The 23,345-nt window shown below is 70.1% G+C and carries 18 protein-coding genes and 1 rRNA gene; 14 read left to right on the forward strand and 5 right to left on the reverse strand.

Annotated features, from left to right (window positions below):
• The first annotated feature begins 14 nt into the window (after positions 1–14).
• Both mycP and GPA10_RS40295 read left to right on the forward strand, forming a co-directional pair.
• The gene (mycP, locus tag GPA10_RS40290; RefSeq protein ID WP_157169745.1) at positions 15–1,334 is read left to right on the forward strand and encodes a type VII secretion-associated serine protease mycosin; all 1,320 of its coding nucleotides are present in this window, start codon (positions 15–17) and stop codon (positions 1,332–1,334) included.
• A 639-nt stretch (positions 1,335–1,973) separates the two neighbouring features.
• Positions 1,974–2,447, forward strand: coding sequence for a hypothetical protein (locus GPA10_RS40295; protein ID WP_343041869.1), 474 nt, complete (start codon positions 1,974–1,976; stop codon positions 2,445–2,447).
• Here the strand turns inward: GPA10_RS40295 and GPA10_RS40300 are convergent.
• Positions 2,408–2,662, reverse strand: a complete 255-nt coding sequence (locus GPA10_RS40300; RefSeq protein WP_058845513.1) for a hypothetical protein — start codon at positions 2,660–2,662, stop codon at positions 2,408–2,410. The two genes, GPA10_RS40295 and GPA10_RS40300, sit on opposite strands and share 40 nt — an antisense overlap.
• A gap of 1,451 nt (positions 2,663–4,113) precedes the next feature.
• Between GPA10_RS40300 and GPA10_RS40305 the strand changes: the two genes are divergently transcribed.
• From GPA10_RS40305 to GPA10_RS40315, 3 genes are all read left to right on the forward strand, one after another.
• Positions 4,114–5,310 (forward strand): S8 family serine peptidase, encoded by a 1,197-nt coding sequence (locus GPA10_RS40305; RefSeq protein ID WP_343041870.1) that lies wholly within the window; start codon positions 4,114–4,116, stop codon positions 5,308–5,310.
• A gap of 127 nt (positions 5,311–5,437) precedes the next feature.
• Positions 5,438–5,776 (forward strand): WXG100 family type VII secretion target, encoded by a 339-nt coding sequence (locus GPA10_RS40310; protein WP_058845512.1) that lies wholly within the window; start codon positions 5,438–5,440, stop codon positions 5,774–5,776.
• Between the two features lie 165 nt (positions 5,777–5,941).
• Positions 5,942–6,244, forward strand: a complete 303-nt coding sequence (locus tag GPA10_RS40315; RefSeq protein ID WP_058845511.1) for a WXG100 family type VII secretion target — start codon at positions 5,942–5,944, stop codon at positions 6,242–6,244.
• A gap of 226 nt (positions 6,245–6,470) precedes the next feature.
• Here the strand turns inward: GPA10_RS40315 and GPA10_RS40320 are convergent, their stop codons facing one another.
• Positions 6,471–6,743 carry a DUF397 domain-containing protein gene (locus GPA10_RS40320; RefSeq protein ID WP_058845535.1) on the reverse strand — a complete coding sequence of 91 codons (273 nt, stop codon included), beginning with the start codon at positions 6,741–6,743 and terminating at the stop codon, positions 6,471–6,473.
• A gap of 302 nt (positions 6,744–7,045) precedes the next feature.
• Complete coding sequence (eccCa, locus tag GPA10_RS40325) at positions 7,046–11,020, reverse strand: type VII secretion protein EccCa (RefSeq protein ID WP_343041871.1); 3,975 nt, start codon at positions 11,018–11,020, stop codon at positions 7,046–7,048.
• Positions 11,021–11,224: 204 nt separating this feature from the next.
• Between eccCa and eccD the strand changes: the two genes are divergently transcribed.
• The 6 genes from eccD (at position 11,225) to GPA10_RS40355 (ending at position 18,600) form a co-directional block, all read left to right on the forward strand.
• The gene (gene eccD / locus GPA10_RS40330) at positions 11,225–12,775 is read left to right on the forward strand and encodes a type VII secretion integral membrane protein EccD (RefSeq protein ID WP_343041872.1); all 1,551 of its coding nucleotides are present in this window, start codon (positions 11,225–11,227) and stop codon (positions 12,773–12,775) included.
• Positions 12,776–13,007: 232 nt separating this feature from the next.
• Entirely contained in the window at positions 13,008–13,295 is a 288-nt protein-coding gene (gene rpsO / locus GPA10_RS40335) for a 30S ribosomal protein S15 (RefSeq protein ID WP_030363216.1), read from the forward strand.
• Positions 13,296–13,696: 401 nt separating this feature from the next.
• Positions 13,697–15,934 (forward strand): polyribonucleotide nucleotidyltransferase, encoded by a 2,238-nt coding sequence (locus GPA10_RS40340; RefSeq protein WP_058845508.1) that lies wholly within the window; start codon positions 13,697–13,699, stop codon positions 15,932–15,934.
• Complete coding sequence (locus GPA10_RS40345) at positions 15,931–17,310, forward strand: M16 family metallopeptidase (RefSeq protein ID WP_058845507.1); 1,380 nt, start codon at positions 15,931–15,933, stop codon at positions 17,308–17,310. The genes GPA10_RS40340 and GPA10_RS40345 overlap by 4 nt, the downstream gene beginning before the upstream one ends.
• A 61-nt stretch (positions 17,311–17,371) precedes the next feature.
• Entirely contained in the window at positions 17,372–18,124 is a 753-nt protein-coding gene (dapB, locus tag GPA10_RS40350; RefSeq protein WP_058845534.1) for a 4-hydroxy-tetrahydrodipicolinate reductase, read from the forward strand.
• A gap of 23 nt (positions 18,125–18,147) precedes the next feature.
• On the forward strand, positions 18,148–18,600 hold the full coding sequence (locus tag GPA10_RS40355; protein ID WP_058845506.1) for a hypothetical protein: 453 nt from the start codon (positions 18,148–18,150) through the stop codon (positions 18,598–18,600).
• A 97-nt stretch (positions 18,601–18,697) separates the two neighbouring features.
• Here GPA10_RS40355 and GPA10_RS40360 read toward each other — a convergent pair whose 3' ends face one another.
• Both GPA10_RS40360 and GPA10_RS40365 read right to left on the reverse strand, forming a co-directional pair.
• Positions 18,698–19,258, reverse strand: coding sequence for a PH domain-containing protein (locus tag GPA10_RS40360; protein ID WP_343041873.1), 561 nt, complete (start codon positions 19,256–19,258; stop codon positions 18,698–18,700).
• A 90-nt stretch (positions 19,259–19,348) separates the two neighbouring features.
• Positions 19,349–19,588, reverse strand: coding sequence for a hypothetical protein (locus GPA10_RS40365; RefSeq protein WP_157169747.1), 240 nt, complete (start codon positions 19,586–19,588; stop codon positions 19,349–19,351).
• A gap of 389 nt (positions 19,589–19,977) precedes the next feature.
• Here GPA10_RS40365 and dapA point away from each other — a divergent pair, with 389 nt between their 5' ends.
• The 3 genes from dapA to GPA10_RS40380 all read left to right on the forward strand — a co-directional run.
• Positions 19,978–20,877 (forward strand): 4-hydroxy-tetrahydrodipicolinate synthase, encoded by a 900-nt coding sequence (gene dapA / locus GPA10_RS40370; RefSeq protein WP_058845503.1) that lies wholly within the window; start codon positions 19,978–19,980, stop codon positions 20,875–20,877.
• Between the two features lie 130 nt (positions 20,878–21,007).
• On the forward strand, positions 21,008–22,693 hold the full coding sequence (locus tag GPA10_RS40375) for a ribonuclease J (RefSeq protein WP_058845502.1): 1,686 nt from the start codon (positions 21,008–21,010) through the stop codon (positions 22,691–22,693).
• Positions 22,694–23,271: 578 nt separating this feature from the next.
• Positions 23,272–23,345, forward strand: a 16S ribosomal RNA gene (locus GPA10_RS40380); the annotation flags it as partial.

The raw sequence follows: 23,345 nt of genomic DNA on the forward strand, positions 1-23,345 counted from the left end.
TGAGGGGTCCCGCGATGACGACGTACACACCATCCGCCCGCCGTCCTCACGCCCGCACGCGCGTGTGGCGACGGACCGCCGCGGCACTCACCGCCGCGGTGGCGGTCGCCGCGTCACCGGTCCCCGCGTCACCGCTCCCCGCGTCACCACTCCCCGTGTCACCGGTCCCCGTCGCCCACGCGGCGCCGTCGTCCCCGGGCCAGTGCGAGTTCCCGTCCAAGAAGTACTCGGGACGGCCGTGGTCGCTCCAGCGGGTCCTCCTCGACGAACTGTGGCGTCAGTCCACCGGTGAAGGCGTACGGGTGGCGGTGATCGACACCGGCGTGGACATCAAGAACCCTCAGCTCCGGCGGGCTGTGGACGCGTCCAGCGGCGGCAACTTCCTCTCCCCGGACCTCAAGGACGAGAACGGCGACAAGGTGGACCGGGGCAGCCCGAACGGCACCACGGACACGGTCGGCCACGGCACGCGCGTGGCGGGCATCATCGCGGCCCGCCCCACCAAGGGCACGGGCTTCGTGGGACTGGCCCCCGGGGCGACGATCATCCCCGTCAAGCAGAACGACGCGGAGGGCCACGGAACGACGGAGACCCTCGCGAAAGCCATCGACCACGCGGTCGCCGAGGGCGCCGACGTCATCAACATCTCTCAGGACACGGCGAACGCGGTGAAGCCCGCGCCGCAACTCGAAGAGGCCGTCGGCAAAGCGCTCGCGAAGCAACGCGTGATCGTCGCCTCGGCGGGCAACGACGGCCTCGGCGGCAACGTGAAGCCGACGTACCCGGCCTCGTACGAGGGCGTCCTCGCGGTCGCGGCATCGGACCGCAACAACGAACGCGCCCCCTTCTCCCAGTCCGGCGACTTCGTCGACGTGGCGGCCCCCGGAGTGGACATGATCTCGACTGTCCCCCGCGGCGGCCACTGCTCCGACAACGGCACCAGCTTCGCCGCCCCGTACGCGGCCGGCCTCGCCGCCCTCATCAAGGCCAAGCACCCCTCCTGGACGGCCCGCCAGATCACCGCCCAGATCCAACAGACCGCCGAACGCTCCATCCCGGGCCACGACCGCCTGGTCGGCTGGGGCGTGGTCGACCCCGTCCGCGCCCTGACGGACGACGACCACCCGATCGAACGACCCACGTCCCACGAGGGCGTCCCCCGGGGCAAGGCCCCGAACCCCGCGGAACTTCACCTGACCGAAACGACCCAAGAGCGAACAGCCCGCCTTTCCACGTATGTGGCCGTGGGGGCGGTGGTGGTGGTTGTGGGGCTTGGTGGGGTGGGGGTGACTGTGCGGGATGCGCGGAGGCGGCGGGGGAATGCGGGCGACTGAGCGGGGCGGCGGGGCGTCTTTAGTCGCCCGGGTCGCCCGGGGGCATCCGGATCGCTCGGGCCGTCCTGCCGTTCGGGGCGTCCGGGGTGCTCCGGACGGCAGGACTTCGACTGCTGCTCGACTACCTCGGTGCAGGCTGTGATCAGCTTCTTCACCGCCTGGGCGTCGTCACGATGAGGTACGCCGATGGGGTCGTTCCGGGGCCGCCTCCGTGCCGGGCGGGACCTGGTCGAGTTGCACGCGTGTGGACTGCCGCTCCGCTGCCTGGGCCCTCGGCTGCTCCCACTCGTCCCATGACACGGCAGCGTGCCTCCCCCGCGTACCAGTCTCTCCCGAGGCCGGCCCACCCCTCCACGCAACGCCGCAACACGCACCCGTTCCAACCGAGTTGTCTTGTTCCCGTCGCCCTCGCCGGTGCTCGCGGAGGCTCCGGACAGCGCGCGGCGCGCATAGGCGAAGGGAGCGCGATCATCCGCATTGCCTCCCTGGCCAATTTGCAACTGTTGTGCGGCAAACTCCGGTTGGCCGTCACTCTCGGTGTGGCTAGAGTGACCAAAGTATGACGCGCGTCCGGGGTGGCCGCGTCCGGCCCGTCGCGGGCGTGCGACGGGCCAACGGGGGAAGCGGGCAGGGGGCATCGTGCTGGAGGACGGCTATCAGGGTTCCGCGCAGCCACCGGCTGCCGACCTCAAGCGCGGCCTGGAGGCCCTGAAGCAGTTCCGGCGACGGGTCGACACACTCCTCACGGAGTTCGAGGGCTCCGCCGGCGGCTCCTCCGAGGTCGGCCACCAGAAGATCGTCCGCGCCTCCTTCAGCGGCGCGGCGGCCCCCTTCCCCGAGGCCGACGGCCTCTACTCGCAGTACGACCGTGTGCACGAGCGGCTCACCTCGCTCTCGAAGTTGCTCGGCGACCAGATCGAAGCCATGGGGATCGCCGTGCACGGCGCGGACGTCGGCTTCGACAACCTGGAGGACGACCTGCGGCAGCGCTTCTGGGCGATCCAGACGCGGATCGGCCGCGCGGAGGTGCCGGACGGGCGGGAGACCGGCGGGAAGACCGACGAGCGGGGCGGTCAGGGCAGCGACAAGTCCGACTCGGGGTGGAAGTTGTGAGCTTCGAAGAGCACCGGCTCAACGACATGATCGACCTGGTCGAGCAGGCGAATCCGGCCGATCTGGAGAGCGCGGGCGCGGCGCTCCAGAAGGCGCGCGACGCGATCGCGGCGGCGGCCCGGGAGCTCGGCGAGCACATCGACCGGGTGGACTGGGAGGGCGAGGCCGGCCAGGCGTTCCGCAAGTGGGGCAAGAACCTCGTCAAGGAGACGCACCAACTCTCCGACTTCGCGGACACCGCCGGCGTCCAGATCGCCTCGGCCGGCGCGGGTCTGGCCTCCGTACGCAGCTCCATGCCGCCGCGCGACACACGCACCGATCCGAAGGCGGTGGAGGACATCCCCTCTCCGAAGAGAGTGGATGGCAATGCGGACTTCGAGGCAGCCGTCAAGGCCGAGAAGCACCGCCAGGAGGCGATCAACCAGATGAACCGGTTGGCGTCGTTCTACCGGGTTTCCCAGCATGAGATGGCGGGGCAGGAGGTGCCTTCGTTTTCGGTTATGCCGGATGTGGGGATGCCCCCTCCGCTGCGGAGGGTCAGGGAAGACCCATACGCTGATCAGCGTCAGGCTGAGCCCTCCGGCGCTGCCCCCGGGGGTGTTTTTGCATCGACTCAGCCCTATGAAGCGCCAGTGGCACAGCAGGCGCCTCCGGCTTCTGGTGGTCCCCAGCCTTCGGATAATGATGGGCGTGCCCCGCTCTCCCTTCCTGAGCAGCCTGCTGATACGAGGCAAGTCGGCACAGCGATCAACAGCGGCGGTCAGCTTCCGCCACAGACCGTTGCGCCTACGCCGTCTAATTCGCTACCTCACGCACCTGTCCCGATAAGTATTGACGGTGGCTTGCCACCATTGCCTGGGGACGGTTCCACCAGGCAGCCGAACAATGCCCCCGACATCTCGGCATCACGTCGCGAAGACGCCGGTCAGTCTTCCCCGCCCGCTCCGGCGCGAACAGGCGTCGACCGTCGCCCCAAAGAGTCGAGCGGAGCCCCGGTGCGCAGTCCGTCGGGTCCTGGCCTGGCGACTCCTGCGCAGCCGCTGCCAGCGGCGCGCGGTATCACGGGGGGTATGCCACAGCCTCCTGGTATGCCGGGCGGATCTGGGCCGCGCCCGGCGGTACAAGGGGTCACCGGTTCACCTCGCGCAGACGGTGTCGTAGGAGGGCGCCCCGCGCCAGCCCCCACTGCGGGGCCGACGTCACGGGTCCCGCAAAGCCCGGCCGTCGGAGCAGGAGCCGCCGGGCACTCACGCCCTGGGGTTGGTGGTCCTGGTCAGCGCGGCGTTCTGGGAGCGGCATCCCAATCCCCGTACGCGAGAGGTCAGACGACACGTCGTCCCGTTGGCAATCCTGACGGCGTTATCGGCATGCCCAAGGAGCGCACGTCTGCAGGGGGCAGCCGCCAGAGCGGATTTACCGCCGGTGGTACCGGTCTGGTTCGAGGCCCCGGCCGTGGCCGACACCCAGAGAGCGAAGAGGGCGAAGTCAGCCAGCGGCCTGACTACGTGGTCGAGGACGAAGAGACACATCTTCCCGGCGAACGGCGGCGCGTGCCGCCGGTAGTCGGCCAGTGATGAGTGAGGGCGTGCAGGGCGTGAAGTCAGTAGTGAGCCGACATGGCGGGACGGCACGGTCCGCGAGGCGTTGGACCGCGTCCGCGGGTTCGGTGATCGGAGTACTCGCTCTGTTGTCAGGGTGGATGGCGCCGAGTGCGGCCGCTGATGACGTCCGGTCGAAGCAGTGGTACCTGGATGCGATGGGCACGGAGGAACTGTGGGAGGTCAGCACGGGCAAGGGCATCAAGGTTGCCTTGGTGGACACCGGCGTCACGGAGACTCCCTCACTAAAGGGTCAAGCCCTCGCCGGTAGGGACGTGACGGACATGAAAGGCGGATCCCTGCACGACTATGGCGGTCATGGAACCACCATGGCGGAGCTGATCGTCGGAAGGGGGCGCGGAGGGCTCCAGGGCTTGGCGCCCGGCGCCAAGGTCATCTCATTTCGCACCAGCCTCAAGAAGGCCGGAGATGCCAGCGGCGGTAAGAAGGACGCGAGTGATAGCGCTGAAGCCATTCGTGCTGCCGCAGACAGTGATGCGCAGATCATCAGCATGTCGTTCGGGGCTGACGTCATGTATACAGCTGAGCAGGCAGCGGTTAGGTATGCAGTCTCCAAGGGCAAGTTGTTGTTCGCGAGCGTGGGAAACGATGCGGGGAAGAAGAATTTTGTCGGCTACCCGGCCGCGTACCCTAATGTCACCGGCGTCTCCGCCGCCGATAAGACAGGCAAGGTTGCCAAGTACTCAGAGTTCGGAAAGTACGTGGACTTGGCGGCGCCGGGCCGTGATATCCCCCGCTGGTGCGACGCGACGTTCCGCTCCTACTGTGAGGGAGAGGGCGGCACCAGCGCCGCCACCGCAATCGCGTCCGCCTCCGCAGCCCTCATCTGGTCCAAACACCCGAACTGGACCGCCAACCAGGTCCTCCGCGTCCTCATCGACACTGCCGGCCGCAGCTGGCCGAAGGACAAGCCCAGTGACTACCTCGGCTACGGCTTGGTGCGGCCGGCGCCGAATCTGTTGAAGGGCAGAGGGAACCCCGGACCGCCGGACATCGATCCCCTCACCAACAAGAAGACGCCCGGCGTAGCAGCTACGGGAACCTCCGCTCCGCCGAAGGAGTCCTCAGCGCCCACCGCGAACCCCCGTGAGAGCGAGGCCGACAGCGAACCCGCGGCATCCGCGGCAAACGTGAAGTCGGACGACGACAACGACCAGCTGTGGATCGCCGTCGGCGCCGCAGCCGCGGTGGCGGTCATCGGCGGCGCGGCCTTCGCGTTCGTACGAAACCGACGCAATGCCTGAGCACAACAACAGGTGCAAGCAGCGCGATCCGCGCAACCCGCGCGACCCGCGCAACCCGCGCGACCCGCGCCGACAAGCATCAACCACAGCCTGAACGACCACCTGCCTACCTAAGGAGAGCCCGCTCATGGGCGACGGCCGGAAGCTCAATGATCAGCAAGTCGCGCTGCTCGAGAAGGAGATCGTCGACAAGTACGACTCCGTCCAGAGGCAACTCAAGCGCTTGCAGGGAACGCTCGACACCATGGAGGCCAACTGGCGGGGCATCGGCGCGCACGCCTTCGACGCGAAGCAGACCGAGATCAACCAGCGCATGCAGGCCATCGGCCGCATCCTCGTGGACTTCCTGGAAGGCATCAACGCCAACCGCAAGGACAAGGACAGGCTCGAGGACGAGGTGCGCGCGACGATGAACAGCATCGACGTGCAGCACGGCGGCAAGCACTCGGCCATCAGCAGCTACTGAGCTACTGGGCTACTGAGGTACGCAGGTATTTCGGCATTTAGGTACTTAGGTATTTAGGTACTCAGGTACTGAGCGGACTGTCCCCAGGCCCCAAGCAGCGGGCCATAGGCACCGGGCACCGGCCCCCCCGGGAGCCCGGCCGACACCACCAGGAGATGGACAAACATGGCAAGCGTCAATTTCGATGAACTCGCCGTCAAGTACGGCGGCCTGGACTCCATCACCACCGAACTCGGTCTCCAGGCGAAGCAACTGGAGTCCGACCTCGCCGACATCAAGCGGGCGGTGGCCAAGGTCGCCGAAGGGTGGGAGGGCGATGCCCACCAGGCGTACCTCCTGAAGCAGAAGGCGTGGGACGAGCATGCCGAGGCCATCCACCAGGCCCTCATGCAGATCGGCCAGAAGGTCGGCCAGGCGGGCGGTGACTACCGGGGTGGCGACCTGAAGGGCGCCAGCTACTTCCAGTGAGGCCGACGAGGCCGAATACCGGTACGGGACAACGGGGTGGGCACGCGCGGAAGGTGCCCACCCCGTCTTGCCCGATCCCCGTCTTGCCCGATCCCCGTCTTGCCCGGTCACCGTCTTGCCCGGTTGCCCCGACGCGGGGCAGCACGCAGCGCGCAGGCGCGGAACCCCCTCCTCGGCCGTGCCGCAAGCCGTGCCGCAAGCCGCACCCCAAGCCGCGCCCCACCCGCTACCCGCCCGCCGCACCGCCGTCCTGAGGCGCCGGCTCCAGATCGAACTCCCCGTCCCGCGCCCCGAGCACGAAGGCCGTCCACTCCGCCTCGGTGTAGCGCAGGACGGTCTCCGGGTCGAGGGAGGACCGCATGGCGACGGCGCCGTCGGGCAGGTACGCGATCTCGACCCGCTCCTCGTGCGTCTCGGTACCGGGGGCGCTGTGCCATTCGACGCCGGAGATGTCGAGTGCGTAGAGCTCGTTCTTCTCCCGCTCCTTGCGCGCCTTGATCTCCTCTTCGGACTCCCGGCCCCGCTCCGCCCCTCGGGCCTGTTCCGACTCCCGGCCTGGCTCCGCCCCTCGGGCCTGTTCCGACTCCCGGCCTGGCTCCGCCCCTCGGGCCTGCTCCGACTCCCGGCCTGGCTCCAATTCCCCGCCCTGCTCCTGCGCCTCGTTCTGTGCCTCGGCCATGGTGGAACGGCCCCTTCCCGACGTACGGCGTACGGACGAACTCTGCGCACACCCTACTTCGCGCTCTGTTACTCAGGGGGGCGTCCAGCGAACCCGAAGCAGCCCCGCCCGCCCCCCTGGCCTCACAACCGCGCAGCCACCAACCCCGTCTGCACCAACGGCCTCCCCCGCTTCCGCGAGACGAAGACGCCCCGCCCCACCGGCATCGGCCGGGGCCGTACCCCGCCCAGGACGTCACCCTCGCTCGGATCGCCCGCCATGACGACACCCTGCGCCCCGAGTTCCAGCATGCGCTGCATGAAGGGCTCGTACGCGGCCCGGCTCGCGCCCGCGGTCGAGCGGGCGATGATGAAGCGGACGCCGACGTCGCGGGCGAAGGGCAGGCTCTCGGTGAGCTTGGCGAGCGGGTTGCCGCTGGATGTGGACACGAGGTCGTAGTCGTCCACGATCACGAAGACCGTGGGGCCCTGCCACCAGGAGCGGTCGCGCAGCTGCTGCGCCGTGACGTCCGAGCCGGGCGTGCGGCGGCGCATCAGGTCGGCGAGGGCGTCGACGTGATGGTCCATGGCGTTCGACATCGGCACGTACTCCGCCAGGTGCGACGCCGGGGTGACGTCCAGGAGCGAGCGGCGGTTGTCGACCACGAAGAGCTTGCAGGCGTCTCCGCTGTAGCGTTCCGTCAGGCGCCGGACGAGCAGGCGCAGCAGGTTCGACTTGCCGGACTCGCTCTCACCGAGGATCAGGAAGAACGGGTCCTGCTCGAAGTCCACGAAGACGGGCTCCAGACGGGACTCGTCCAGGGCGAAGGACACACCCCGGTCGGGGAACGCGTCGCCCGGCGGCAGCAGCTCCGCGGGGAGTTCACGCGGGAGCAGCCGGACCTGGGGCGCGGGCGCCTGCGTCCAGTGCCGGGCGACCTCGGCGGCGAGCGCGGCGGTCGCCTCGGCGAGGTCCACGTCCGACGTGACGCCGTCGAGGCGCGGCACGGCCGCCATGAAGTGCTGCTTCTGGGGCGACTGGCCGCGGCCCGGCACCCCCGGGGGCACGTTGGCGGCGACCTTGCGGTCGAACTCGGAGTCCATCGTGTCGCCCAGCCGCAGCTCCAGGCGGTTGACCAGGTGGTCCTTGAGGTTCGCGCGGACCTCCATCGACCGGGACGCGGCAAGGACCAGATGGACGCCGTAGCCGAGGCCGCGGGCCGCGATGTCGAGGACGTGCTCCTCCAACGCCTCGTACTCGGAACGGAAGTTGCCCCATCCGTCGATCACCAGGAAGACATCGCCCCACGGCTGGTCCTGGACGGTGATGTCCCCGCGCGCCCGGCGCGCCCGGAAGTCGGCGATCGACGCGATGCCCGCCGTACGGAAGTACTCCTCGCGGCGCGACAGGACGCCGTACACCTCGGCGACCGTCCGCCGCACCCGCTCCGGGTCGAGCCGGGACGCCACCCCGCCGACGTGCGGCAGGCCCGCCACCGCCGAAAGGCCGCCGCCACCGAAGTCCAGTCCGTAGAACTGCACTTCGTGCGGGGTGTGGGTGAGGGCGAAGGACGCGATCAGGGAGCGCAGCAGCGTCGACTTGCCGGACTGCGGGCCGCCCAGGATCTGCAGATGGCCCGCCGCGCCCGCGAAGTCGCACCAGAGCGGGTCACGGCGCTGTTCGTACGGCTTGTCGACGAGGCCGAGGGGTACGACGAGACGGCCCGCGCCCTCGTAACCGGGCTGCGTGAGACCCCGGCCGGGCACGGCCGCGAGCCCCGGGAGCAGCGCGTCGAGCGGCGGCGGACTGTCCAGCGGCGGCAGCCACACCTGGTGCGCGGCCGGGCCGCGGGCCTCGACGCGGCCCACGATCACATCGAGCACCGTGTCGGCGAGCGCGTCGTCGGCGTCCGGGTCGGCGGCGGCCCGCGGATCGGGCACCGCGGGCCGCGCGTAGCGCACCGGCACCTCGGCCGCCGTGAACAGCACAGGACGCCGGTCCACGGGCAGCGGCCCGCCGAGCGCGGCGGCCCGCGCCGCACCGGACCGATACGCCCCGGAGACATACGCGGCCTTGAAGCGCACCATCTCGTCCGTGCCGAACTTGAGGTAGCCGGAGCCGGGCACGTTCGGCAGGTGGTAGGCATCGGCGACGCCCAGCGCCGCCCGGGACTCCGCCACGGAGAACGTACGCAGGCCCACGCGGTAGGAGAGATAGGTCTCCAGGCCGCGCAGCCGCCCCTCCTCCAGACGCTGCGAAGCGAGCAGCAGATGCACGCCGAGCGAGCGGCCGATGCGGCCGATCTGCACGAACATGTCGATGAAGTCAGGCTTGGCGGTGAGGAGTTCACTGAACTCGTCGATCACGAGGACGAGCGAGGGGATGGGCCCCAAGGGGGCACCCGCCGCCCGCGCCTTCTCGTAGTCGTGGACGTTCGCGTAGTTGCCGGCGTCGCGCAGCAGTTCCTGGCGGCGGTTGAGCTCGCCCCGGATGGAGTCGCCCATGCGGTCCACCAGGGCCAGATCGTCCGCGAGGTTGGTGATCATCGCGGCGACGTGCGGCAGCTGCGCCATGCCCGCGAAGGTCGCGCCGCCCTTGAAGTCGGCGAGGACGAAGTTCAGCGTCTCCGACGAGTGGGTCACGGCGAGGCCGAGCACGAGGGTGCGAAGCAGCTCCGACTTGCCGGAACCCGTCGCTCCCACACACAGCCCGTGCGGCCCCATGCCCTCCTGGGCGGCCTCCTTGAGGTCGAGCATCACCGGGCGGCCGTCCTCACCCACCCCGATCGGGACCCGCAGCCGCTCGGCGAGGGAACGCGGCCGCCAGGTGCGGGCCGTGTCCACCGACGCGGCGTCGCCGAGGCCGAGGAGGTCGGTGAAGTCCAGGTTGGCGAGCAGCGGCTGGTCGTCGTCACCGCCCGACGCGACGCGCAGCGGGGCGAGCTGCCGCGCGAGGGCCTCGGCGGCCTCGTACGAGAGCGCGTCGGGAGCCCCCTCGTACACCAGGCCGTGTCCGGATTCCATGCGCAGCGCGTTCGGCCGTACGACGACGGACAGGTCGCCCCGGCCGCCCGCGGGCTCGCCCGGCACGATCTCGACGACCGTGACGCCCTGGAGGCCCTCCGCCGTGGCGAGGGGGGAGTCCGGCGAGAGCGTGACACCGTCGAGGAGGACGAGGAGGTGCGGCTCGTCGGGCACCGGCGTACCGGACGGCTGGAAGCGCGGGCGGCCCGCGAGACGGGCGGCGAGCAACTGCTCTAGCACCCGCGGATCCGCGCTGATCAGACGGCGCGAGCCCGCGCCGTCCGTCGCGTCGGGGGCCTGGCAGTGCGGGAGCCACTTCGTCCACTCCCAGTGGGACGCCGCGTCCCGGCCGGCCGCGACGGCGACGACCACGTCCTGGGGCGAGTGCAGCGCGACGAGGGACGCCGTCAGGGCGCGCGCCGTGGCACGCGCCGCCTCCGGCTCACCGCTGAGGGTCAGGTGGTAGAAGGCCCGCAGGGACACGGCCATCGGCAGGTCCGCCACCGTGGTGTGCGCGGCGAGGAAGCGCTGCATCGCCCCGGCGGTCAGGGGTTCCAGGTCGTCGACAGGAGCCGTTTCGGGGGCGCGCAGCGGTGTGGCGAGCGCCTGCGGGCCGAGGCCCACGCGCACCTGCCCGAAGTCCGGGTCGCCCGGCCGCCGTTCCCATACCCGGCTGCCCTCGGCGACGAGCGCCCACAACTGCTCGGGCGACGGGTGGAGGTAGTACTGCGCGTCCCGCTGCGCCCGCTCCGCGGCGACGGCGGCACGTCGTGTTTGCGCCAGATACCGCAGATAATCGCGACGCATATCGGCCAACTGGCCCTGCGCGCCCCGGCGGTGGCGGACGAGCATCGCCACCGCCATGGCGACGGTCGATGCGATCATCACCATGCCCATGATCCTCATGAAGGGATGCGCCGTGGGCATGAAGAAGAACACCACCGAGCCGCCCATGCCCAGCATCGGCAACAACTGCATGAGCGCGCCCTCCTGCTGGCCGCGCGGCAGCTCAGGAGGGGGTTGCAGGACGACCTCTGCCGTGGGCACCTCGGACGGCAGAGCCCGCGGCGGCCGCTTGACGACGATGTGGCTCACTGACCACCCATTCCCTCGCAGGAGTGCGGAACCGCCCGCCGCGACCGTGCGAGGGCGACTGTCGGCCGACTCGCGATCCTACTGACCCAGGTCGTCAGGCGGGGCGATAAGGTGCCTCTGGTTCGCGTGAGCATCTGCGAACTGCGCGAAGGAGAAAGGCCGTTCGGTGTGACCGGCAGCGGGCGCGCCAGAGGGGGACGACGGGTGAGCGTGACAACTTCTGCCGCCGCCGGGGCCGGCGGTCCCGGGCGGACGCCGGGGAGCGGCGCCCCGGCCGCCGCCGCACCCGCGGTGCTCCCCGGATCCGCGTCCGGCCTCGGCTTCTGCCGAGTCACCGTCGTCGCCCCCGACAGCCGCATGGACGTGGCGCTCCCCGACGACATCCCGGTCGCCGACATCTACCCCGAGATCCTCCGCCTCTCGCGGCAGCGCCCCGCCGATGGCGCACCCGTCGGCTACCACCTCGTACGCCGTGACGGCACCGTCCTCGACAGCGCCCGCTCCTTCGCCGCCCAGCGCATCCTCGACGGCGAGCTGCTCACCCTGCGCCCCTTCTCCGCGTCGCTGCCGCCCGCCGTCTTCGACGACGTGTCCGACGCCATCGCCTCCGCGGTGACGCGCGACCGGGCGCTGTGGAACGCCGATCTGACGCGGGTCGCGGGCCTGGCAGGCGGCGCCGTGCTGCCGTTCCTCCTCGCGTTCGCGGCCTGGAGCGCGGCTCCCCGGCACGACACGCACGGTCTTTCCGGCGTCCTCGCGGCCGTCGCCGGCCTGCTGCTGCTCACCTTCGCCTGCGTCCGCGCGCGGATCTACGACGACCGGGCCGCGGCCGTGGCGCTCGGCGTCGGCGCCCTGCCGAACGTGGCGGTGGCCGGCTCGGGGCTGCTGCCCCTGACCGACGGACAGGGCGTCGGCAGGCTGCAGTTCCTGCTCGCCTGCGCGGCCGTGCTCATCGCCTCCGTGGTGCTCGTCCTGGTGTCGCCGCGCGCCGACGGCCCGTTCGTGGCCTGTGCCTCCGCCGCCGCCATCGGGCTCCTCGCCGCGTTCGCCGCCGGTGTCCGCGAGCTGACACCGGCCGAGACGGCATCGCTCTGCGCTCCCGTGGCCGTCGGCGCGCTCGCCTTCCTGCCGGGCCTCTCCATGCGCTTCGCCCGGCTGCCCATCGGCTTCGACTCGCCGCACGCCTCACGACCTGCCTACGACCCCGACCCGGACCCCGCGCCCCACGAGCCGGTCGACGCCGAGCGCATCGCCGCCCAGGCCCGCCGCGGCCACGAACTCCTTGTCGGCCTGGTCGGCGGCTGCGCCCTGGTGTCCGTCGGCGCCGCGGCGGTCCTCGGCTTCGCGGACGACGTGTGGGCCCAGCTGCTCGCCCTCGCCACCGGCGTCGCCATGCTCATGCGCGCCCAGCTCTTCCGCTACACGGCCCAGGTCGCCGCCACGCTGGCCGCCGGGCTCGGCTGCCTGCTGCTGCTCGGCGTCGGGCTGTGCCTGAACCCGCCGGAGGGCCTGGTCCGCGACGCCCTCGCCGGTGACTCGGGCGCGCTCGACCTGCGGACGATCTGGCTCGTGGCGGCGATCGCGGCGGTGGCCGCGCTGACCACCGCCGTCGGCCTGATCACGGCACGTAGCGGAGTGACCCCCTTCTGGGGCCGCTTCCTGGAGATCGCCGAGGTCTTCGTCCTCCTGACCCTGGTGCCGCTCACCCTTGCGGTGTTCGACGTGTACGCGTCGGCCCGCGCGATGACGAGCTGAGGCGCACCCCCCGCGGCCGGGGCAGCCGCCTCCTGTAAGCGCCCGAGCCCCGGCCTGGTACTCTGTGTGACGGCCGCATGTCTGCGCACCCCCCGAGGCCCCCAGGCCAGGGAGAAGCGCCGCGCGGCAGCCCGCCCCCCGGGGCGGACCCCGGCCTCCCGAGTCACGGAAGCTCCCCTGAGTAGAAGACCAGGGGCACTCGAAGGCACTGAAGACATCACAAGGAGTACGCGTGTCGCTCGACGCCGCTACGAAGAAGCAGATCATGACCGAGTTCGGCCAGAAGGAGGGCGACACCGGCTCCCCCGAGGTCCAGGTGGCACTGCTCTCCCGCCGCATCTCGGACCTGACCGAGCACCTCAAGACGCACAAGCACGACCACCACTCCCGTCGTGGTCTGCTGATCCTCGTCGGTCAGCGCCGCCGTCTGCTGCAGTACCTGGCCAAGAAGGACATCCAGCGCTTCCGTGCGCTGGTCGACCGGCTCGGCATCCGCCGCGGTGCGGCCGGCGCCAAGTAAGACGCCGTGAAGGGAGCGGTTCCCACTCGAAGGGGGCCGCTCCCTTTGCTGTACGTGCGCGTTGTCAGCGGAGCTTTGTAACCTGGTGACGTCCGGCACGGTACGGACAGCATCGAGCACAGCAAGAAGTGCATCGAGCACAGCAAGAAGTACGCCGTACGCAGTACGACCCCATGGGAGGGGCGCATCCGCCGCCGCCGGTCCTCGGTAGTGGCCCCCGGGATACGAAAGAGACGAACCCCGGGTGCTTCGATCGAAGACCGGCCCGCACACACGATGCGCTTCTCCCGCCACCGCACGGCCGCACGGGCCCGCGGTGGAATCCCCCCGGCCACACGGGCCGAGGGATCTCCCCGGCCACACGGGCCCGGGAGCGAAGACGAAACGTAGGAGAACCGCTGGTGGAGAACGAGACCCACTACGCCGAGGCCGTCATCGACAACGGCACCTTCGGCACCCGCACCATCCGCTTCGAGACGGGCCGCCTGGCCCGTCAGGCCGCCGGCTCCGCCGTGGCCTACCTGGACGACGACACGATGGTCCTCTCGGCCACCAGCGCGTCCAAGAAGCCCAAGGACCAGCTCGACTTCTTCCCCCTGACGGTGGACGTCGAGGAGCGGCAGTACGCGGCCGGCAAGATCCCCGGCTCCTTCTTCCGCCGTGAGGGCCGCCCCTCCGAGGACGCGGTCCTGACCTGCCGCCTGATCGACCGCCCGCTGCGTCCTTCCTTCAAGAAGGGCCTGCGCAACGAGATCCAGATCGTCGAGACGATCATGGCGCTCAACCCCGACCACCTGTACGACGTGGTCGCGATCAACGCCGCCTCCTGCTCCACGCAGCTGGCCGGCCTGCCCTTCTCGGGCCCGATCGGCGGCACGCGCGTGGCGCTCATCAAGGGCCAGTGGGTCGCCTTCCCGACGCACACCGAGCTCGAGGACGCCGTCTTCGACATGGTCGTCGCCGGTCGCGTCCTGGAGGACGGCGACGTCGCGATCATGATGGTCGAGGCCGAGGCCACCGAGAAGACCGTCCAGCTCGTCAAGGACGGCGCCGAGGCCCCCACGGAGGAGGTCGTCGCCGCCGGTCTCGAGGCCGCGAAGCCCTTCATCAAGGTCCTCTGCAAGGCCCAGGCCGACCTCGCCGCCAAGGCCGCCAAGCCCACCGGCGAGTTCCCGGTCTTCCTGGACTACGAGGACGACGTCCTCGAGGCCCTGACCGCCGCCGTGAAGTCGGAGCTGTCCCAGGCCCTGACCATCCCCGGCAAGCAGGAGCGCGAGGCCGAGCTCGACCGCGTCAAGGAGATCGCCTCCGAGAAGCTGCTCCCGCAGTTCGAGGGCCGCGAGAAGGAGATCTCCGGTGCCTACCGCGCGCTGACCAAGAAGCTGGTCCGCGAGCGCGTCATCAAGGACAAGGTCCGCATCGACGGCCGCGGCGTCACGGACATCCGTACGCTGGCCGCCGAGGTCGAGGCCATCCCGCGCGTGCACGGCTCGGCGCTGTTCGAGCGCGGCGAGACCCAGATCCTCGGCGTGACGACGCTGAACATGCTCCGCATGGAGCAGCAGCTCGACACGCTGTCCCCGGTGACGCGCAAGCGCTACATGCACAACTACAACTTCCCGCCGTACTCGGTCGGTGAGACGGGCCGCGTCGGTTCGCCCAAGCGCCGCGAGATCGGCCACGGCGCGCTCGCCGAGCGCGCCATCGTGCCGGTGCTCCCCTCGCGCGAGGAGTTCCCGTACGCGATCCGTCAGGTCTCCGAAGCCCTCGGCTCGAACGGCTCGACGTCCATGGGCTCGGTCTGCGCCTCGACGATGTCGCTGCTCAACGCCGGTGTGCCGCTGAAGGCCGCCGTCGCCGGTATCGCCATGGGCCTGATCTCCCAGGAGATCGACGGCCAGACGCACTACGTCGCCCTCACCGACATCCTCGGTGCGGAGGACGCCTTCGGTGACATGGACTTCAAGGTCGCGGGAACCAAGCAGTTCGTGACCGCGCTTCAGCTCGACACCAAGCTCGACGGCATCCCCGCCTCGGTCCTGGCCGCCGCGCTGAAGCAGGCCCGTGACGCCCGCCTCCACATCCTCGACGTGATGATGGAAGCGATCGACGTCCCGGACGAGATGTCCCCGAACGCCCCGCGGATCATCACCGTCAAGATCCCGGTGGACAAGATCGGTGAGGTCATCGGCCCGAAGGGCAAGATGATCAACCAGATCCAGGAGGACACCGGCGCCGACATCACGATCGAGGACGACGGCACCATCTACATCGGTGCCGCCGACGGCCCGGCCGCCGAGGCCGCCCGCGCCACGATCAACGGCATCGCCAACCCGACCATGCCGGAGGTCGGCGAGCGCTACCTGGGCACGGTCGTCAAGACCACCACCTTCGGTGCGTTCGTGTCGCTGCTCCCGGGCAAGGACGGTCTGCTGCACATCTCGCAGATCCGCAAGCTCGCCGGCGGCAAGCGCGTGGAGAACGTCGAGGACGTCCTCGGCGTGGGCCAGAAGGTCCAGGTCGAGATCGCCGAGATCGACTCCCGCGGCAAGCTCTCCCTGATCCCCGTCGTCGAGGGCGAGGACGGCGAGGACACCGCCGCGAAGGACTCCGAGACGAAGGACGACGCCGCCAAGTGACGTCCCGTAGCTCCAAGGCGACGGCCCGCACCTCCTCGGAGGCGCGGGCCGTCGCCCGTACCCAAACCCTCATCAAGGGCCGCGACGGCGTCGGCACGGTCCGCAAGACCACCCTCCCCGGGGGCCTGCGCGTCGTCACCGAGACCCTGCCGTCCGTCCGCTCGGCCACCTTCGGCATCTGGGCCCACGTCGGCTCCCGCGACGAGACACCCGCTCTGAACGGCGCGACGCACTACCTGGAGCACCTGCTCTTCAAGGGCACCGCCCGCCGCAGCGCCCTGGACATCTCCTCGGCGATCGACGCGGTCGGCGGCGAGATGAACGCGTTCACGGCCAAGGAGTACACGTGCTACTACGCGCGCGTGCTCGACACCGATCTGCCGCTCGCGATAGACGTCGTCTGCGACATGCTCACCGGCTCGCTCATCGAGCAGGAGGACGTGGACGCCGAGCGCGGCGTCATCCTCGAAGAGATCGCGATGACGGAGGACGACCCGGGCGACTGCGTGCACGACCTGTTCGCGCACACGATGCTCGGCGACACCCCGCTCGGCCGCCCGGTCCTCGGCACCGTCGACACGATCAACGCCCTGACGGCCGACCGCATCCGCCGCTTCTACAAGAAGCACTACGACCCGACGCACCTGGTCGTCGCGGCCGCGGGCAACGTCGACCACCAGAAGGTCGTCCGCCAGGTCCGCGCCGCCTTCGAGAAGGCCGGCGCGCTGCACCGCACGGACGTGACCCCGGTGGCCCCGCGCTCCGGCTCGCGCCGCCTGACCACGTCGGGCCGGGTGGAGATCGTCGACCGCAGGACCGAGCAGGCCCACGTCATCCTCGGCATGCCGGGCCTCGCCCGCACCGACGAGCGCCGCTGGGCCCTCGGGGTCCTGAACGCCGCGCTCGGCGGCGGCATGTCGTCCCGCCTGTTCCAGGAGGTCAGGGAGAAGCGCGGCCTGGCCTACAGCGTGTACTCGTACACCTCGGGCTTCGCCGACACCGGCCTCTTCGGGGTGTACGCGGGCTGCCGCCCGAGCCAGGTGCACGACGTCCTGAAGATCTGCCGCGACGAGCTGGACCAGGTCGCGCAGCACGGTCTCACGGACGACGAGGTCGCCCGTGCCATCGGCCAGCTCGCGGGCTCCACCGTCCTCGGTCTCGAGGACACCGGGGCGCTGATGAACCGTATCGGCAAGAGCGAGCTGTGCTGGGGCGAGCAGATGTCCGTCGACGACATGCTCGCGAAGATCACGGCGGTCACCCCGGACGAGGTGCGCGCGGTGGCCGCGGACGTCCTCGGCCGGCGCCCCTCGCTCTCGGCGATCGGCCCGCTCAAGGACAAGCAGGCCGCGCGGCTGCACGACGCGGTCGCCTAGCCCGCCCTCCCGCAGGACTCCCGTCCTGCCGAGGACCGACTCCCGTTTAAGGATGAAGGACATGAGCAAGCTGCGCGTGGCGGTCATCGGCGCCAAGGGCCGGATCGGCTCCGAGGCCGTCCGGGCCGTAGAGGCCGCCGACGACATGGAAGTGGTCGCCGCCCTGAGCCGCGGCGACAAGCTGGAGACGCTGGTGGAAGCCGGCGCCCAGGTCGCGGTCGAACTGACCAACCCGGGTTCGGTGGTGGGCAACCTCGACTTCTGCGTACGACACGGCATCCACACCGTCGTGGGTACGACGGGCTGGACCGACGAACGCCTCGCGCAGCTGCGGACGTCCCTCGCGGCGTCCCCGGGGACGGGCGTCCTCATCGCCCCGAACTTCTCCATCGGCGCGGTCCTGACCATGAAGTTCGCGCAGATCGCGGCGCCGTACTTCGAGTCGGTCGAGGTCGTCGAGCTGCACCACCCGAACAAGGCGGACGCCCCCAGCGGCACCGCCACGCGCACCGCCCAGCTCATCGCCGAGGCCCGCAGTCAGGCGGGCAGCGCCCCGCAGCCCGACGCCACGAGCACCGCCCTCGACGGTGCCCGTGGCGCGGACGTCGACGGTGTGCCGGTGCACTCGGTGCGGCTGCGCGGCCTCCTCGCCCACCAGGAGGTCCTGCTCGGCGGCGAGGGCGAGACCCTCACGGTCCGCCACGACTCGCTGCACCACAGCAGCTTCATGCCGGGCATCCTGCTCGGCGTGCGCCGGGTGGTGTCCACTCCGGGCCTGACCTTCGGCCTGGAACACTTCCTGGATCTGAACTGACATCATGGACCTGAACTGAGCTCATGCGCGCAAAGATCACCTACGCCGTCACGGCTGCCGTCCTGGTCGTCTACTTCGTCCTGGTCGGCAGCCGGGGTGTGCTCCTGATACAGCACGGCACCCTGCTCACCGTCACGTTCGGTGTCGCGGTGCTCATCCTGCCGGTCATCGGCGTCTGGTTCCTGTGGCAGAACACCCGGTTCGTGCAGCGCGCGAACCGGCTCGCCGCCGAGCTCGAGGCCGAAGGCGGGCTGCCCGTCGACGAGTTGAAGCGGACGCCGAGCGGCCGTATCGACCGGGACTCGGCGGACGAGGTCTTCGCCCGGCGCAAGGCGGAGACGGAGGACACCCCGGACGACTGGCGCTGCTGGTTCCGGCTCGCCATCGCCTACCACGACGCCCGGGACACCCCCCGCGCGCGCAAGGCCATGCAGAAGGCGATCACTCTGCACGAGGGCGGGGCGGTCGGGGCCTAGGAGCGGGGGCCGGGGGAGGCCCAGGAGCCGACGGACGGGCCGGGAGCCGACGGACGGGCCGGGAGCCGGGGAGGCCCCGGAGGGTCGGAGGGCCCGGTCAGGCCGTGGCCCGGTACTCCTCGGCCCACACCTCGACCGTGTCGGCCGCCCGGTCGAAGGCCGCGCGGCGCGCGAGGAAGTCCGCGTTCCGGTCGGTCAGGAGCAGCCAGGGATCAGCGGCCGCCTTGTCCTGCCGTACGAGGAGCAGTGCCTGGCCCTGCACGGTGCGGGGCAGTCCGAGCCACCGCACCGGCTGCTGGGTCGTGCGCACCGAGCCCACCTGCGCCCACGGCACCGTCCGCGTGGCCAGGAAGGAGACCCTGCGCAGTCCCTGCGCGCTCACCCAGGTGCCCATGCGGAGGAGCCGCAGGGCGGTGCCGATGATCAGGACGGCGAGACCGGCGCAGGCCCCGGCCCCCGGCAGGGACTCGGCGGCGGCGATGATCACGGCGGCCGCGAGGACGTACGAGGCCAGGAGCAGCAGCACGGCGGCGGCGCCCACGCGCCAGGGGCCGGGGCGGTACGGCCGACGCCAGCGGTCACGGTCGTCGAAGGGCAGCGCGACATCGTGCGCCGCGTCGTCGAAGGCGCGGTCCGCGGTCAGGAAGGGCAGGGGCACGGCTGATCCTCACTCAATCCATGCATGGGCTGTGCCCGGTGAGGTTATCGAGCCGTGCTCCCTGCTACCACCCTTGGGGGGCCAAGGGGGTCAGCGTCCGTCGGAGGCCTCGGACTGCTGGGTCTTGGCGGGCGACTGGCCGGCGGACATCGCGGGCATCCCGAAGAGCAGGGAGCCCACCAGGCCGGCGACCACGGTGAGGCCGATGAGCGTGCGGCCCATGATCTGGCCCGCCGTGGCGCGCTCGCGCGGAGGGGGAGTGACGTTGCTGCGGAACTTGTCGGCTTCGGCGACGAAGGCGAAGGGTACGGGCTCTCGCCGACGGAACATGGGTAGCGCGTCTCCTCACGGGACTCGAACTGAACTGTGTCAACTAGACAGACGCTCGAATCGCCCAAAAGGTGCCCGGTTTCGGCAAATTCGTCAAAGATGCGGGTACCGGACCGCGGTGACCTGGGGCGCACGACCGCGTGCGGCCCCCTCGTCGCGCCGCGCGCGGCGCGGACGCGCGGTTCGCCGCGGCACAGATGTGCGGGTGATCCAAGCGAAGTGTCCGTATTGCGGCATTTCTAGAAGTTCATCTAGCCTGATCAAACGGACCCGGCACTGCTTGAACCCCCGAGCAGGCAGTGCCGGGCTCCTCTCTTGTCAGGTCTTGTCAGGTCCAGTGCGTCACCCGAGGGGCGACCCCGCGCTGAGCAGCGAGTAGCGTGTTACCCATGGCTCCGACCTCCACTCCGCAGACCCCCTTCGGGAGGGTCCTCACCGCCATGGTCACGCCCTTCACGGCGGACGGCGCACTCGACCTCGACGGCGCACGGCAGCTGGCCGCCCATCTGGTGGACGCAGGCAACGACGGCCTGATCGTCAACGGCACCACCGGCGAGTCCCCGACCACCAGCGACGCGGAGAAAGCAGAACTCGTACGAGCCGTAGTGGACGCCGTCGGCGACCGCGCCCACGTCGTCGCCGGTGTCGGCACGAACGACACCCGCCACAGCATCGAGCTCGCCCGCGCCGCCGAGCGCGCCGGCGCACACGGACTGCTCACCGTCACGCCGTACTACAACAAGCCCCCGCAAGAGGGCCTCCTCCGGCACTTCACCGCGATCGCCGACGCCACCGAGCTGCCGGTGATGCTGTACGACATCCCTGGGCGCAGCGGGGTCCCGATCAACACGGAGACGATCGTCCGTCTCGCCGAGCACCCCCGGATCGTCGCCAACAAGGACGCCAAGGGCGACCTCGGCCGCGCCAGCTGGACCATCGCCCGCTCCGGCCTCGCCTGGTACTCCGGCGACGACATGCTGAACCTGCCCCTGCTCTCGGTCGGCGCCTGCGGATTCGTCTCCGTGGTCGGCCACGTCGTCACGCCCGAGCTGCGCGCGATGCTCGAGGCGTACAGCAACGGCGACGTCCAGAAGGCGACCGAGATCCACCAGCGGCTGCTCCCGGTGTTCACGGGCATGTTCCGCACGCAGGGTGTGATCACCAGCAAGGCGGCGCTCGCCCTCCAGGGCCGCCCCGCCGGACCGCTGCGCCTTCCGCTCGTCGAACTGTCACCCGAGGAGACGGCCCAGCTCAAGATCGATCTTGCCGCCGGTGGGGTACAGCTGTAACCACAGACTTCACAACTGAATACGCAACACCGCAGGCCAGAAGCCTGCACCCAGACAACTGCTACTGCACGAACGTCATGCGCGCCACGTGCCCCCTCAGGTACGTGGCGTGTGTGGTGAGGAGAGTCTTTTGAGTCATCCGCATCCTGAACTCGGCGCCCCGCCCAAGCTCCCGAAGGGCGGCCTGCGGGTCACCCCGCTCGGCGGCCTCGGCGAGATCGGCCGCAACATGACCGTCTTCGAGTACGACGGGCGTCTTCTGATCGTCGACTGCGGCGTCCTCTTCCCCGAGGAGGAGCAGCCCGGCATCGACCTGATCCTGCCGGACTTCACGTCCATCCGGGACCGCCTGGACGACATCGAGGGCATCGTCCTCACGCACGGTCACGAGGACCACATCGGCGGTGTCCCCTACCTCCTGCGCGAGAAGCCGGACATCCCGCTGATCGGCTCCAAGCTGACCCTCGCCCTGATCGAGGCCAAGCTCCAGGAGCACCGGATCCGGCCCTACACGCTGGAGGTGGCCGAGGGCCACCGCGAGCGTGTCGGCCCCTTCGACTGCGAGTTCGTCGCGGTCAACCACTCCATCCCGGACGCTCTGGCCGTGGCCATCCGCACGCCCGCGGGCATGGTCGTGCACACCGGCGACTTCAAGATGGACCAGCTGCCCCTCGACCGTCGCCTGACCGACCTGCACGCCTTCGCGCGCCTGAGCGAGGAGGGCATCGACCTCCTCCTCTCGGACTCGACGAACGCCGAGGTCCCGGGCTTCGTGCCGCCGGAGCGCGACATCTCGAACGTGCTCCGCCAGGTGTTCGCGGGCGCCCGCAAGCGGATCATCGTGGCCAGCTTCGCCAGCCATGTGCACCGCATCCAGCAGATCCTGGACGCCGCCCACGAGTACGGCCGCCGGGTCGCCTTCGTCGGCCGCTCCATGGTCCGCAACATGGGCATCGCCCGTGACCTGGGCTATCTGAAGGTCCCGCCGGGCCTCGTCGTCGATGTGAAGACCCTCGACGACCTGCCCGACCACGAGGTCGTCCTGGTCTGCACGGGCTCCCAGGGAGAGCCGATGGCCGCCCTCTCGCGCATGGCCAACCGCGACCACCAGATCCGTATCGTCTCCGGCGACACGGTGATCCTGGCCTCGTCCCTCATCCCGGGCAACGAGAACGCGGTCTACCGCGTCATCAACGGCCTGACGCGCTGGGGCGCCAACGTCGTGCACAAGGGCAACGCCAAGGTGCACGTCTCGGGCCACGCCTCGGCCGGCGAGCTGCTGTACTTCTACAACATCTGCCGGCCGAAGAACCTGATGCCGGTCCACGGCGAGTGGCGCCACCTGCGCGCCAACGCCGAGCTCGGCGCCCTCACCGGCGTCCCGCACGACCGGATCGTCATCGCCGAGGACGGCGTCGTCGTCGACCTCGTCGAGGGCAAGGCCAAGATCACGGGCAAGGTCCAGGCCGGGTATGTGTACGTCGACGGCCTCTCCGTGGGCGACGTGGGCGAGCCCGCCCTGAAGGACCGCAAGATCCTCGGGGACGAGGGCATCATCTCGGTGTTCGTCGTGGTCGACTCGACCACCGGCAAGATCACCGGCGGCCCGCACGTCCAGGCCCGCGGGTCCGGCATCGAGGACTCCGCCTTCAACGCGGTCCTGCCGAAGGTCCAGGAGGTCCTGGAGAAGTCGGCCCAGGACGGCGTCGTCGAACCCCACCAGCTGCAGCAGCTCATCCGCCGCACGCTGGGCAAGTGGGTGTCGGACAACTACCGCCGCCGCCCGATGATCCTGCCTGTCGTGGTCGAGGTCTGAGGGCCCACCCGACCTGTACGACCCCTCTGACGAGCGGTCTTCCGGAGCGGGGCGCCTCGATTTGCATCGGGGCGCCCCGCTCCAGTACGTTTACGGCTCCGCCAGACGGGGAACCGCCGCGCACGGTGTGCCGGGGAGCCTCGAACGGGCCGGAAAGTCCGACTCAGAATCTCTGATAAAGTCGGAGCCGCCGGAAAGGGAAACGCGAAAGCGGAGACCTGGAAAGCACCGATAAAATCGGATCGGAACGGGAAGCCGGAAAGATCTGATAGAGTCGGAAACGCGAGAACAAGAGAAACAAAAAGAAACACCGAAGGGAAGCGCCCGGAGGAAAGCCTGAGAGAGTCTCTCGGGTGAGTACAAAGGAAGCGTCCGTTCCTTGAGAACTCAACAGCGTGCCAAAAGTCAACGCCAGATATGTTGATACCCCGACTCACTCCGGTGAGTTGAGGTTCCTTTGAAAAAGTCCTGTACGGCCGATGGTCGTGCAGGCGCACAGCGAGGACGCTGTGAACGGTCGGGATTATTCCTCTCGGCTGTTCCGCTCTCGTGGTGTCGGACCCGATTACGGGTACACATTCACGGAGAGTTTGATCCTGGCTCAGGACGAACGCTGGCGGCGTGCTTAACACATGCAAGTCGAACGATGAAG

This window comes from Streptomyces typhae, from assembly GCF_009755605.1.
GTDB lineage: Bacteria > Actinomycetota > Actinomycetes > Streptomycetales > Streptomycetaceae > Streptomyces > Streptomyces typhae.